This is a genomic window from Klebsiella sp. GB_Kp047 (assembly GCF_040065235.1).
Classification (GTDB): domain Bacteria; phylum Pseudomonadota; class Gammaproteobacteria; order Enterobacterales; family Enterobacteriaceae; genus Klebsiella; species Klebsiella quasipneumoniae.
In genome coordinates, this window is the sequence record NZ_JBEAJG010000001.1 from 44,403 (window position 1) to 57,030 (window position 12,628).

10 protein-coding genes, 2 tRNA genes and 1 pseudogene are annotated in these 12,628 nt (G+C 60.2%); 6 read left to right on the forward strand and 7 right to left on the reverse strand.

Going from position 1 to position 12,628, the window contains the following annotated elements:
- The first annotated feature begins 1 nt into the window (after position 1).
- The 3 genes from ABLV76_RS00205 (at position 2) to ABLV76_RS00215 (ending at position 2,783) form a co-directional block, all read left to right on the forward strand.
- Positions 2-577: a hypothetical protein gene (locus ABLV76_RS00205; RefSeq protein WP_032456345.1), complete on the forward strand. Its 576-nt coding sequence runs from the start codon at positions 2-4 to the stop codon at positions 575-577.
- A 192-nt stretch (positions 578-769) separates the two neighbouring features.
- On the forward strand, positions 770-1,606 hold the full coding sequence (locus ABLV76_RS00210) for an alpha/beta hydrolase (protein ID WP_004203515.1): 837 nt from the start codon (positions 770-772) through the stop codon (positions 1,604-1,606).
- Positions 1,607-1,811: 205 nt separating this feature from the next.
- A complete protein-coding gene (locus tag ABLV76_RS00215) occupies positions 1,812-2,783 on the forward strand; it encodes a sensor domain-containing diguanylate cyclase (protein ID WP_004203513.1) in 972 nt (323 codons plus the stop codon).
- Here ABLV76_RS00215 and ABLV76_RS00220 read toward each other — a convergent pair.
- Both ABLV76_RS00220 and ABLV76_RS00225 read right to left on the reverse strand, forming a co-directional pair.
- Positions 2,780-3,883, reverse strand: a complete 1,104-nt coding sequence (locus tag ABLV76_RS00220; protein ID WP_064187753.1) for an AarF/UbiB family protein — start codon at positions 3,881-3,883, stop codon at positions 2,780-2,782. The genes ABLV76_RS00215 and ABLV76_RS00220 overlap by 4 nt on opposite strands.
- Positions 3,884-4,164: 281 nt before the next feature.
- Positions 4,165-4,240 (reverse strand) — tRNA-Asn (locus ABLV76_RS00225).
- A 193-nt stretch (positions 4,241-4,433) separates the two neighbouring features.
- Between ABLV76_RS00225 and ABLV76_RS00230 the strand changes: the two genes are divergently transcribed.
- Both ABLV76_RS00230 and ABLV76_RS00235 read left to right on the forward strand, forming a co-directional pair.
- Entirely contained in the window at positions 4,434-5,870 is a 1,437-nt protein-coding gene (locus ABLV76_RS00230; protein ID WP_032456343.1) for an EmmdR/YeeO family multidrug/toxin efflux MATE transporter, read from the forward strand.
- A gap of 126 nt (positions 5,871-5,996) precedes the next feature.
- Positions 5,997-6,072 (forward strand) — tRNA-Asn (locus ABLV76_RS00235).
- Positions 6,073-6,239: 167 nt separating this feature from the next.
- Here the strand turns inward: ABLV76_RS00235 and ABLV76_RS00240 are convergent.
- Both ABLV76_RS00240 and pmrD read right to left on the reverse strand, forming a co-directional pair.
- Positions 6,240-7,694, reverse strand: a complete 1,455-nt coding sequence (locus ABLV76_RS00240; protein WP_004203506.1) for an AMP nucleosidase — start codon at positions 7,692-7,694, stop codon at positions 6,240-6,242.
- 129 nt (positions 7,695-7,823) lie between these two features.
- Complete coding sequence (gene pmrD / locus ABLV76_RS00245) at positions 7,824-8,069, reverse strand: signal transduction protein PmrD (protein ID WP_004203504.1); 246 nt, start codon at positions 8,067-8,069, stop codon at positions 7,824-7,826.
- A gap of 270 nt (positions 8,070-8,339) precedes the next feature.
- On the opposite strand from pmrD, the gene ABLV76_RS00250 reads away from it, so the two are divergent.
- Positions 8,340-9,962 (forward strand): alpha/beta hydrolase, encoded by a 1,623-nt coding sequence (locus tag ABLV76_RS00250; protein ID WP_049004400.1) that lies wholly within the window; start codon positions 8,340-8,342, stop codon positions 9,960-9,962.
- On the opposite strand, the gene ABLV76_RS00255 is transcribed toward ABLV76_RS00250, so the two are convergent.
- The 3 genes and pseudogenes from ABLV76_RS00255 to ABLV76_RS00265 form a co-directional block, all read right to left on the reverse strand.
- Positions 9,873-10,805 (reverse strand): nucleoside recognition domain-containing protein, encoded by a 933-nt coding sequence (locus tag ABLV76_RS00255; protein ID WP_004203502.1) that lies wholly within the window; start codon positions 10,803-10,805, stop codon positions 9,873-9,875. The two genes, ABLV76_RS00250 and ABLV76_RS00255, sit on opposite strands and share 90 nt — an antisense overlap.
- Before the next feature lie 118 nt (positions 10,806-10,923).
- A complete protein-coding gene (locus ABLV76_RS00260) occupies positions 10,924-11,838 on the reverse strand; it encodes an MDR family oxidoreductase (protein ID WP_223171745.1) in 915 nt (304 codons plus the stop codon).
- Positions 11,777-12,602 (reverse strand): annotated as a pseudogene (locus tag ABLV76_RS00265) (TetR/AcrR family transcriptional regulator). Before ABLV76_RS00265 ends, ABLV76_RS00260 begins: the two are co-directional and overlap by 62 nt.
- Positions 12,603-12,628 lie beyond the last annotated feature (26 nt).

A 12,628-nucleotide genomic window follows, 5' to 3' on the forward strand; every position in this document is an offset into this window, starting at 1 on the left:
TATGCACGTTTTACACCACCATGCCGCCGCGGACGCGGCGGGAACCATCGACCCGCGCGGCCGCGCCATCGCTCTCAGCGTGCTCTTCGCCGCCGGGGCCTTGCTGTTAATCATGGCTCCCGTTATCGGGGCGAGCGGCACGCTGGGTCTGCTGGCGCTCCTGATCGCGGCCTTCGGCGCCGGATGGGGATTCGCGCGCGCGCAGCCCAGGCTCTATCGGGCGCCCCTGGCGGCAACGCGCTGGGCTTTCCTGCTGTCGGCGGCCGGCTGGCTGCTGGCGCTGGTGGCGTGGTATGGCGGCCAGGCCTGGCCGGCGCTGCTCCCCGGCGTGACGTTCGGCAGCGCGGGGGCGGCTGTCGCCTGGCGCGTTGCCGCGGGACGGGCGGCACTGTCGGGTAGCCGCGTCAGCGGCGCCACGGCGCTGAGCGTGGCTGTCGCCATCGCGGCGACGCTGCTGACCTGGCACACCGCCGGGGCAGGACGCGGCGGTGTGTGCTTTGCCTTCGCCGTGCTGCTGGACTGGGCGCTGCTCGGCGCGCTGATTGTGCGGATCCGCCAGCAGGAGAGTGCGGCGTAGCCGCTGGCGCTTGCTGGGCTTGAGCGAGCCGATCAAGCGAGACGGGATAAGTCGTCCGGCGGGGTGATAAATTTCTTCTACACTGTTACTGGCATCACATTCCTGCGCGGCTGGCATCTCAGCCGGCCGCCGTCGGCATTCAGCCCAGGCACGGGCCTGCAGGCTGGTTATCCTGAGAGAGGAGTCTGTAACATGGCATTTGTCACCACCCAAGACGGCGTCAATATTTACTTCAAAGACTGGGGTCCAAAGGAAGCTCAGCCGATTGTTTTCCATCACGGCTGGCCGTTAAGCGCCGACGACTGGGATAACCAGATGTTGTTTTTCCTTGCCGAAGGTTTTCGGGTCATCGCTATCGACCGCCGGGGCCATGGCCGCTCCGATCAGGTCAGCGAGGGGCATGATATGGACCATTATGCGGCAGACGTCTCGGCGGTAGTGGAGCATCTGGATCTGCACAATGCGGTCCATGTTGGACACTCTACCGGCGGTGGCCAGGTCGCCCGCTACGTGGCCCGCTACGGTCAGCCGCAGGGGCGGGTGGCGAAGGCGGTGCTCATCAGCGCCGTCCCGCCCCTGATGGTCAAGACCGAACAGAATCCTGGCGGCACGCCGATCGAGGTGTTTGACGGTTTCCGCAAAGCGCTGGCGGCTAACCGCGCCCAGTTCTATCTCGACGTCGCCTCTGGCCCGTTCTATGGCTTCAATCGTGACGGGGCGGAGGTGTCGCAGGGGACGATCCAGAACTGGTGGCGACAGGGGATGATCGGTAGCGCCAAAGCCCATTATGAAGGCATCAAGGCGTTTTCAGAAACCGACCAGACCGAAGATCTTAAGTCGATTACGCTGCCGGTGCTGGTTATGCAGGGGGATGACGATCAGGTCGTTCCCTATAAAAATGCCGCTATCCTGCAGGACCAGCTGCTGCCCAACAGCCAGCTGATCATTTATCCTGGCTTCCCGCACGGGATGCACACTTCTCACGCCGATACCATCAACGCCGACCTGCTGGCGTTTATCCGCGCCTGATCTTCCCTTTCGCCGGGCGGAAAGCCGTCAATGGCCTTCCGCCAGCGCCCTGGCCGCCAGTCGCCGGGGCGCGCCGGTTGACGAGCAGGGGAAATCTGCTTAACTCATGGGATACCTGACGACTATTTTTCCCCTGGCAGGATAAAACACCGGGTTTCCAGCGGGAATCCCGGTGGAATTCTGCGCAAGAGACAAGAGAGAGACAATGAAATTAGCCGGACTTCATCCCGACGAGCAGCGTCGCCTGCAATCGCTTCGCTCTTCCGGGCTGTTGAATAGCGGAAAAGAAGAACGCTTTGATCGCCTGACCAGGCTTGCCCGTTCGCTGTATAACCTGCCGGTGGCCTCCATCAGCCTGGTAGGGGAAGATCTGCTGCACATCAAATCCTGTGCCGGTCTGGATGTGGACACGGTGCCGAGAGATATTTCATTTTGCGCCCATACCATTTTGCAAACCGACCCGCTTATCGTTAACGACATGCAGCAGGACGAGCGTTTTCACGACAATCCGCTGGTGATTCAGGCGCCGTTTATCCGCTTTTACGCCGGGTACCCGGTTCAGCTGCCGGATGGCGCGACGGTGGGGTCTTTTTGTCTGATGGACCATCAGCCGCGTTCGTTCTCCGCGCATGAAATACAGATCTTAAGCGATCTGGCGGCGATCGTGGAGGATGAGTTCAAGGTGCTGGATGCGGCAACCTCCGATGAGCTGACGGGACTGTTTAACCGCCGGGGATTCCTCACCCTCGCCGAGTATGCCCTGCTGACGGCCCAGCGCCGCCATGAGCCGGTGAGCCTGGCGTTTGTCGACCTCGATCGCTTTAAGCACATCAACGATACCTGGGGGCATGAAGAGGGCGATCGCGCGCTGATCGCCATCGCCGATTTGATGAAAAGCGCCTTCCGTGAATCCGATATCCTCGCCAGGCAGGGAGGCGATGAGTTTATTATTCTGTTCGCCAATACCAGCCGCCACGATGCCGCGGCGGCAATGGAGACGCTCAGCCACAACGTAGCGCGTTTCAATCAACAGGCGGCTCACCCCTGGCAGCTGGCGTTCTCCTGGGGCTGCGTCGAGTACGATCCCGCCAGCCATCCCAGTCTCAACGCGCTGGTGGCCACCGCCGACCGCCTGATGTATCAGGCGAAGCAGAAACAGGGGCGCGAACGCCGTTAATCCTTTGCCGCGGCGGCATTGAGCAGGTACTGCTGCGCCTGCTGCCGCTTCTGCGCATAGTCACCGAGTAGCGCCTTCTGCGATTTCCCAGCGTTGTCGTAAAACAGGCCGCCTTCGTCGGCGATAAAGCGATAATGCTGTTCCAGCTGGCCTATCACCCAGTCGATACGTTGCAGGGTGAGCAAGGTGCAGGACTGGCCATGCAGGTCGTCTTCAATATCCAGCACATGGGAGCGGAAGGCTTCCAGGGCGAACAAGCGGCGCAGCGCGGCAGGGTCAGCCAGCGCCGTCTCCCAGCGCGTCGTTATCTGCTGAAAATGAGCCTGCACCTGCGGGGCTGCCCGCCGGGCGCGAAGCCAGACCAGCTTGCGCCGGTAGCTTTCGACGGCCAGCCGCTTCATCTCGCGATACTGCGCCAGCTGCTGTTCGGCATCGGGCACCCGGGTCATCAGCCAGCTAAAAAAGAAGCGGGTCTCAAAGCGCTCGACAAAGTGAAACAGGGGATCGGCCAGACCGTTGCTGTTGAATTCTTTCAGCGGGTCGAAGGGATACATATAGCCAAAATCGAACAGCCACAGCTGCTCCTCCCGGTCCACCAACAGGTTCCCGCTACAGAGATCCCACTCCATCAGCCCCTGCTCCTCGCAGGCTTCCAGCGTGGTGAACAGCTGGGCGATCAGCGGCGGGGTCAGCTGGTGAATCGGCTCGCCATCGATCCAGGGGGAGAGCAGGATGCCGAGGCGATAGTCGGCATACAGCGTTGGGACGATGTGGGTGAAGCGCGGTGCGGTATTTGGGTCATCCTTCAGCCGTTGCAACGCCTGCCGGCGCTGTACCTCATTCAAAAACGACAGCTGGCCGTTAAGGTTGGCAACGCCGGCGACGGCACGTCGTTTCTTTAAATTATACTCCTTACCGGCGATGCGCAGCCGGTAAACCTCGCCGGTCAGACCCGAACCGTATACCTGCACCACATAGGGGGAATCCGGACCCAGCGCGGCGAGGGTCTCCGGCGGCAGTGGACAGTGGTTGACGTCGCCGACGATAAGCGGCTGACCGCTGCGGTCAAACGCCTGCTGCTGCTGTTGTCTGAGGTTCATGGCGCCTCCTTATAAGACATGGGACAGAGTGATTCATTCACGCTATCTCACCCGCAAGCGTCAGCAAAATCATCCTACCGCCGGGCGCTTTTTCAGGCTGAGCGGCGGCGTGTTCATGGAGGATACCTGGGGCGTAGGGCGGCGGTAGCGAAAGGCAAGCGTCTGAAACGCATACCTGTCTCCGTTGTCAATGAGGTGCTTGCCGGGCTGGATGCGATTCTGCGTTAAGGCCAGAGACGCAGAAAAGCAAAAAGCCTGCTCGAAAGCAGGCTTCTTAAATGTGGCTCCTCTGACTGGACTCGAACCAGTGACATACGGATTAACAGTCCGCCGTTCTACCGACTGAACTACAGAGGAATCGTGTGGAGTCGTATCTTAGCGGCGAAAAATCTTTTGTCAAACATCAATTCGTCCGTTCAGGTGCAACTGCCGCTTCCATCAACAATTTGTTGTCATTTCCGACAATTATTACGGAAAAATACTTTGCAGGATATCCATTTCTCGATCATCATTTGAAATGTTGTTTCAACATCTCTCACTAAGGTCTCTCTTGAACGTCACCTCCGCCGTACGCCAGGCAGTCGAACGGACATCCTGGTTTAAAAAACGTCAGCGTTATCGTGTGCTGTACTGGCGCGAAATCAGCCCCCTCGCTGTGCCCATTCTGCTGGAAAATGCCTGCGTATTGTTGATGGGGGTGTTGAGCACCTTCCTTGTCAGCTGGCTGGGAAAAGAGGCCATGGCCGGGGTGGGTCTGGCCGATAGCTTTAACATGGTGATCATGTCGTTCTTTGCCGCCATCGATCTGGGTACCACGGTGGTGGTGGCCTTTAGCCTCGGCAAGCGAGATCGGCGGCGAGCGAGAGCGGCCGCGCGCCAGTCGCTGGCCATTATGACCCTGTTTTCCATTGTGCTGGCGGGGGTGATCCACGCCTTTGGTCAGGAAATTATTAATTTTGTCGCCGGCGATGCCACCCCGCAGGTCAAGGACCTGGCGCTGACCTATCTCGAGCTGACGGTGCTGAGCTATCCGGCGGCGGCGATTGCGCTGATCGGCAGCGGGGCGCTGCGCGGGGCCGGTACCACTAAAATCCCGCTGTTGATCAACGGCGGGATGAACATCCTCAATATCCTAATCAGCAGCGTGCTCATCTATGGCCTCTTCTCCTGGCCGGGGCTGGGCTTTGTCGGCGCCGGTCTCGGGCTGACCATTGCCCGCTATATTGGCGCCATCGCCACTATCTGGGTGCTGATGGTGGGCCTCAATCCCGCGCTGCGGCTGTCGCTGAAAGGCTACTTCAAACCCTTTAACTTCGCCATTATCTGGGAAGTGATGGGGATCGGCATCCCGGCCAGTATCGAATCGGTTCTCTTCAATGGCGGTAAGCTGCTGACCCAGATGTTCGTCGCCGGGATGGGCACCAACGTTATCGCCGGCAACTTCATTGCTTTTTCGGTGGCGTCGCTGATTAACCTGCCGGGCAACGCCCTCGGCTCCGCCTCGACGATCATCACCGGCAAGCGGCTGGGGAAAGGGCAGATTGGTCAGGCGGAATTCCAGGCCTGGCATGTGTTCTGGCTGTCGACCATTATTCTGACGCTGATTGCCTGGGGCAGTGCCCCGTTCGCGGGCTTTATCGCCTCTTTCTATACCCATGAAGAGGATGTAAAAGAGGTGGTGAAGCAGCTGCTGTGGCTCAACGCCCTGTTTATGCCGATCTGGTCGCTGTCGTGGACTTTACCCTGCGCCTTCAAAGGCGCCCGTGACGTACGCTATACCATGTGGGTGTCGATGCTCGGTATGTGGGGCTGTCGGGTGGTGGCGGGCTATACGCTGGGCATCGTGCTGGGGATGGGGGTGATCGGCGTCTGGTTAGGGATGGTGCTCGACTGGGCAGTGCGCGGCGCGCTGTTTTACTTCCGCATGGTGAGCGGCCGCTGGCTGTGGAAGTACCCGCGGGTGAAGGCCTCAACGCCGGAAACCTGATCCGTTTGCCGGATAAACGCCATTTTTTGCGCAAAGTGAGGAATAATTCGGCAAACGATTCATTTTATTAAAAACAGGCTTTACAGCGTCCGGCGTCATCGTTAATATTCGCCCCGTTCACACGATTCCTCTGTAGTTCAGTCGGTAGAACGGCGGACTGTTAATCCGTATGTCACTGGTTCGAGTCCAGTCAGAGGAGCCAAATTTAAAAAAGCCTGCTTTCGAGCAGGCTTTTTGCTTTTCTGTCTGCCTGTTTCCTTGCGGACGAAAAACCTGGAGTCACCGCCGGGACGTTTGTTTCCTCACCCGAGCGCTGACGCTCCCCAGCGGGGAACGCCAGCGTTTTCCTCTTTATTCCCACGTCACCGGTTAGCGGAACGGCGGTTCGTTGAAGGTGCGTAGCTTACGCGAGTGCATGTGATCCCCCTCGGCGCGCAGCAGATCGATGGCCCGGATGCCGATCTGCAGATGCTCAGAGATGGCCCCCTCATAGAAGCGGTTGGCCTGACCGGGGAGCTTGATCTCACCGTGCAGCGGTTTGTCCGAGACGCAGAGCAGCGTGCCGTAGGGGACGCGAAAGCGATAGCCCTGGGCGGCGATGGTCGCGCTCTCCATATCGATAGCCACCGCCCGGCTGAGATTAAAGCGCAGCGCCGAAGCGGAATAGCGCAGCTCCCAGTTACGGTCGTCGGTGGTGACCACCGTCCCGGTACGCAGCCGCTGCTTCACTTCCTCGCCCGGCATCCCGCTCACCTGCTTGGTGGCGTCGTACAGGGCGCGCTGCACTTCGGCAATGCTGGGGATGGGAATATCCGGCGGCAGCACCGCATCCAGTACATGGTCGTCGCGCAGATAGGCGTGGGCCAGCACATAGTCGCCGATGGCCTGGCTTTCGCGCAGGCCGCCGCAGTGGCCGATCATCAGCCAGACATCCGGGCGCAGCACCGCCAGGTGGTCGCAGATGGTTTTGGCGTTGGCCGGGCCGACGCCAATATTAATCAGCGTGATCCCTTTGCCGTCGTGGGTGATCAAATGCCAGGCCGGCATCTGGTGCTTCTTCCACGCCAGATCGGAAATGGCCTGCTCCGGCGCTTCGGTTTCGGCGGTGATCCAGATCCCGCCGGCGCAGGAGAGAGCGATATAGGGGCTGTCGGGATCGAGGATCTGGCTGCAGCCCCAGCTGACGAACTCATCCACGTAGCGGGTATAGTTGGTGAACAGCACGTAGGGCTGGAAGTGTTCCGCCGGCGTGCCGGTATAGTGCCGCAGACGCGCCAGCGAAAAATCGACGCGGCGGGCGTCAAAGTGCGACAGCGGATAGAACTCGGTAGGATGGAACAGGCCGTCTGCGGTCTCATCGCCAATCTGCGACAGCTCGGTGGTAGGGAAATAGCGCGTCAGACCGGCGCTCATCGAGCGGTCGAGTGTCAGGGTGGAACCATCTATCACGTAAGGATAGGGGATCTCATGCTGCGACAGCTCGACGCTGATATGCGCGCCATAGTCCTGATACAGCAGGGTCAGCTGTTCCAGCAAATAGTGGCGGAACAGTTTCGGATTCGTGATAGTGGTGGTATAGCACCCGGCATGGGTGAAACGTCCCCAGGCGCGCGTTTTGAGGGCTTTATGATCGGCGCCGTCCCAGGAGACCGAGAGCTGCGGATAGACAAAAAGACCTTCCGCGCGGGCTTCGGTATCGGGGAGCGTATTATGGTCGATATAGTCGCCGATGGCTTTGCGTAATGCCGTGACCGAGGCTTCATAGCGCGCTTCCAGCTCGGCAAGCGCTTGTTCCGGGGTCAGACTGGCGGCCTTGTTATTCATGATTCGCTCCTTGTTTCAGGTCTGCTGACATTCCCGATAGTATGTCACAGCGTGAAAAGGGCGAAGGGGAATTTATCTGTCAGATGCGAAGAGACCCAGATCATCTCTGGCAAAGGGGTCGGACCCGATTTATTTGCCGGCGTTTGCCCAGCGCTCACTGCTATAGTGGGTTGCTTTGAGGATCTTCAACGTCTGTGTCGGGTTATTATTCAGACAATAACGCGCATCGGCCAGCGGAGTAAGTTTATCGCCTTCCTGCAGGTGAAGGCGACAGGCTTCAATTTCAGCAATCATCGCTAATGTACCGCTCTGAAGCACGACGCAGCAGGGGCTGGTCATTGAATTTTTTCTCACTTTTTTTACCCACCACTCCATCTATATCTTCCTGTCCTGATCACATCCCTGCCGATAATTCATGTTTCCTGAAGGCCTGACAATAAGATTATCCCCTTGGTTTATACAGTGTTTAAAAATAGGCGACCTAACGTTGATCTCAGCGGTAGGCTTTTTTTCGCTGAACATGAATGATCTGCCGGGTTTAATTTGCCGGAGCCGATGGCTATGCTGAGAAGCAGACAGTGAAAATAGCCTGTCAGGAATAGGGCAGCTGAGTTCGGCTATGCGAAAAATAATAGAGAGAGCGTCATGAAGCATGTTTTACGCCACTGGCGAACGTCAGGCGCCGTTATTGGCTCACTGTTAAAAAAAGGGATCGTTGCGGTGCTGGCGCTGCTGGTGGTGTTTCTCGCCGGACGGATCTATGAGTCCCAGCGCGGCCCCGCGCTGCATTCCTGGCATACCTGGCATGGCAACGAGATGACGGCCAAAGAGATCGACCAGGCGACCTTTGCCCAGTATCTGGCGCGGGAGAAAACGATTTTCGCCGATCTTCAGCGCGAGGTGACAGAGGCCTTGCCGGAAGAAGATAAAACCCCTGTCAACCGCTTTTATCGCCATAGCCGGGTCTGGCCGGGGCAGTTTACGCAGGACTGGAACCGCTCTTTTGTACTATTGCCGCAGGGCAAACCGCGCGGCAGCGTGGTGCTGCTCCATGGCCTGACCGATTCGCCCTACAGCGTGCGCTATCTGGCGCAACTCTGGCGGCAGCGGGGCTATGTGGCGGTGGCGCCGCGTTTGCCGGGCCATGGCACCGCGCCGGGGGCGTTAACCGCCGTTGACTGGGAGACCTGGCTGGCGGCAACGCGTCTGGCGGTGCGCGAAGCGACGCGCCTGGCCGGGGCGGACGTGCCGCTGCATCTGGTCGGCTACTCTAACGGCGGCGCGCTGGCGCTCAAGTATGCCCTCGATAGCCTGGAGGACAGCCATTTGCGCCAGCCGCAGCAGATTATCCTGCTGTCGCCGATGATCGGCGTGACGGCGTTTGCCCGTTTTGCCGGTCTCGCCGGGCTGCCGTCCATCTTCCCGGCGTTTGCCCGCGCGGCCTGGCTAAACGTGGCGCCTGAATTTAATCCGTTCAAGTACAACTCTTTTCCGGTAAAAGCGGCGAGACAGTCCTGGCTGTTAAGCCAGGCGCTGCAGCAGCAGATTATTCGTGCGTCCCGTCAGGGGGAGCTGAAAGCGCTGCCGCCAGTCCTCACCTTTCAGTCGGTGATGGATTCCACCGTCAGCACCCGGGCGGTGGTGGAGTCCCTGTATCGCTACCTGCCGGACAACGGCAGTGAGCTGGTGGTGTTCGACATAAACCAGGCGGCGGATCTCCGTGTCCTGTTCCGTCCCGCGCTCTATGCGGCGGTGAATACGCTGCTGCCGCCGGCGCCGAGGGCCTATACCACCACGGTGGTGACCAACGCGACGGCGCACACGCTGCAGACCGTCGCCCGCACTACGCTGGCGCAGGAACGGGAAGAGCATCGTTATCCTCTACACCTTGCCTGGCCGGCGGATATGTACTCCCTGTCGCATGTGGCGGTGCCGTTTCCCCTGAGCGACTCGCTGTATGGCCGCGAGCCGGACGAGAAGAACCGCTACGGCATTAGCCTGGGCACCATTTCACTGCGTGGAGAAACCGGAACGCTGAGCGTGGGGCTGGAGACGTTAATGCGCGTCACCTCTAATCCTTTCTTTCCGTGGATGCTGGCGCGCGTCGATGAGCATATCGCCTGCGGCGAACAGGCGGCGGTAGTGGCCTGCCTGAAGGCGCAGGCCAGCGCGCAGGCGTTAAAAGAGGCTCAGGTGCAGGACGGTGCGCAGCAGAATGCCGACGATCGCCGCGGGAACCACGAAGCGAAACAGGCGGACAAACCGTGAGCTGATGCCGAGGAAAATACCGATTCCGGGCAGATCGAAGGTCTGGATCAGCAGGCCTGCCGAGGCGTTGACCTGGCTGACGGTGACTTTGCCCTGCTGGATCAGCTCGGAAATGACGCCAAAGTAAGCGGTGCCTCCGGCGACGCACTTCACCAGCGCCGGCAGCACAAAGTTCTGCGGAATGTGCAGCCAGCCGAGCACCGGTTTCAGCAGCTGCTGCAGCAGGTCGATGGCGCCAGCGCCCTGCAGCAGTCCGACGATGGTTAACGACAGGATCAGCATCGGCACCGCGCCGAGCGCCAGGCGGATGGCGTCGGAGCCGGCGCTATTGATCACCGCCAGAATGCCCTGACTGTTCTGCTCGGCGTTGGGCAGCGCTTCCGCGCGAGGATTCTCGGCGACCGATAAGCGCCGTCCGGTGACGTGCCAGGCGACTGCTGCCGCGCACAGGCCGCCGACCACTGAGATAACGATCGAGGCCAGCCAGTGGAGGCCGAAAGGGGTGAGGGGATAGAAGACGTTGCCTTGCCCCATGGCGAAGACCATGGCCAGCGTGGCGGCCATTTGCCGGTCAGAAACGCCGCGTTTGTCCATAATGGACAGCGTGGCCAGCGGGGCGGCGAAGCTGACAAAGTTAATCTGGATCAGGGCGAAGGCGCTCATCCCGGTTAAGCCGAAGGGCTTCAGCAATGGCGCAACCCAGCGCACAATCACATCGAGGATGCCGCGGACCTCCAGATATTTCATGATAATCAGCATGATCACCATGATCGGCAACAGCGTATACAGCGCGACGTCAACGGACGATTTGCCCGCCGCCATAATGATGCTTATGACATCCATTTACGTTCTTTACCACTCGCAAAGCCATTCGTTCGCGTCATCATAATCCCGTGGGGAAGGAAATGATATGTCAGGATCGCCCGGGGGACCGGCGCCATGGGGCGCCGGGAGGAGAGAATTACTGGCCGATGTTGACCAGCGTGCGGCCATGAATATTGTTGCTGAGGAAATCTGCGGCATACGCTGGCGCCTGCTCCAGCGTGATTTCGGTGGCTGCCTGCTGGTAGTAGCCCTCCGGCAGCAGCTGGGCCAGACGCTGCCAGACCGCGTCGCGTTCTGCGGTGGGCACCATCACCGAATCCACCCCCTGCAGACGCACATTGCGCAGAATAAACGGCATTACGGTGGTCGGCAGATCGAAGCCCCCGGCCAGACCGCAGGCGGCGACGCATCCGCGATATTGCGTTTGCGCCAGCACTTTAGCCAGCATCGTGCCGCCAACGGTATCCACCGCGCCCGCCCACAGCTGTTTCTCCAGCGGGCGGGTCTCTGCGAAGTCGCTGCGCGGCAGGATGGCGTCGGCGCCGAGCTGGCGAAGGTAATCGTGCGTCGACTCGCGGCCCGATACGGCTGTCACCCGGTAGCCGAGCGCTTTCAGCAGTACCACGGCGGTGCTGCCGACCCCGCCGCTGGCGCCGGTGACCAGGATATCACCGCTTTCCGGGGTGATGCCCGCACTGACGAGGGCATCGACGCACAGCATTGCGGTAAAGCCGGCGGTGCCGATGATCATCGCCTGGCGCGCGCTGAGTGCCTCCGGCAGGGCAACCAGCCAGTCGCCTTTGACACAGGCCTCTGTGGCCAGACCGCCCCAGTGGTTTTCGCCCACGCCCCAGCCGGTGAGGATCACGGCCTGGCCGGGAACAAAGCGCGGATCGCGGCTTTCACTTACCCTGCCGGCAAAATCAATCCCCGGCACCATCGGGAACTGGCGGATGATTTTGCCTTTGCCGGTGATCGCCAAGGCATCTTTATAGTTGAGACTCGACCAGTCGATGGCGACCCGCACGTCGCCTTCGGCAAGGGCGGGCAGGTCAATCGCTTTGACGGCGGCCACGGTGCGGTTGTCAATCTGGTCCAGAACTAATGCTTTCATGACTGAGTATTCCTCGTCTGAAGGGAGTTATCGGCGCTATCGCCGTCCTGTGCAGGTGTTATTGTCATCATATTGTGCGCAAAGAAATCCCAGTACTGGTTAAGGGGAGCGGCGGACTGGACCAGCCTGGCGCGCATCACCGCGCCTTCCCAGCCGATCCAGAACACCTGGGCCAGCGCCTCCGGTGAGGTGTCGCTGGCGATCGCCCCGGCAGCCTGCGCCTCGTGCAGGCAGCGGGCCACGCGCGCCTCCCATGCCGCCAGGATGGCCTGCAACCGCTGGGTAAATGCCTCGGGCAACAGCGGAGCTTCCTGCAGCAGGTTGCCTACCAGACAGCCGCGACGAAACTGGTATTTCTCCATTCCCTGACCGGCATCTCGCACGAAGGCCGCCATCCGTTCCAGCGGCGGCACGGCGTCGTCCAGCAGGAATTTATCTAATTTATGCGCAAAGTAGTCGCCATAGGCGGCAAGCACGGCGAGGCCAAAGGCCTCCTTGCTTTTGAAACAGTGGTAAAACGACCCCTTTGGCACGGCGATATTCTTGATTACCGCATCAATCCCCGCCGCGAGATAGCCCGTTTCGGTCAGCACCTCCAGGCCCGAGCGAATCAGCGCCTGGCGGGTGTCGACAAACTGCCGATCGGCCTTTGGCGGTCGGCCGCGGCGGGGCTTCAGGTTGGCGGAGATAGCGGGATTCATCATTTAGACCGTGTGGTTTAATTGTT

What these genes read in the sequence shown, in the direction of transcription:
- ABLV76_RS00205 (WP_032456345.1), top strand. Translation starts at nt 2, where the DNA reads ATGCACGTTTTACACCACCATGCCGCCGCGGACGCGGCGGGAACCATC.
- ABLV76_RS00210 (WP_004203515.1), top strand. Translation starts at nt 770, where the DNA reads ATGGCATTTGTCACCACCCAAGACGGCGTCAATATTTACTTCAAAGAC.
- ABLV76_RS00215 (WP_004203513.1), top strand. Translation starts at nt 1,812, where the DNA reads ATGAAATTAGCCGGACTTCATCCCGACGAGCAGCGTCGCCTGCAATCG.
- ABLV76_RS00220 (WP_064187753.1), bottom strand. Translation starts at nt 3,883, where the DNA reads ATGAACCTCAGACAACAGCAGCAGCAGGCGTTTGACCGCAGCGGTCAG.
- ABLV76_RS00240 (WP_004203506.1), bottom strand. Translation starts at nt 7,694, where the DNA reads ATGAATAACAAGGCCGCCAGTCTGACCCCGGAACAAGCGCTTGCCGAG.
- pmrD (WP_004203504.1), bottom strand. Translation starts at nt 8,069, where the DNA reads ATGGAGTGGTGGGTAAAAAAAGTGAGAAAAAATTCAATGACCAGCCCC.
- ABLV76_RS00250 (WP_049004400.1), top strand. Translation starts at nt 8,340, where the DNA reads ATGAAGCATGTTTTACGCCACTGGCGAACGTCAGGCGCCGTTATTGGC.
- ABLV76_RS00255 (WP_004203502.1), bottom strand. Translation starts at nt 10,805, where the DNA reads ATGGATGTCATAAGCATCATTATGGCGGCGGGCAAATCGTCCGTTGAC.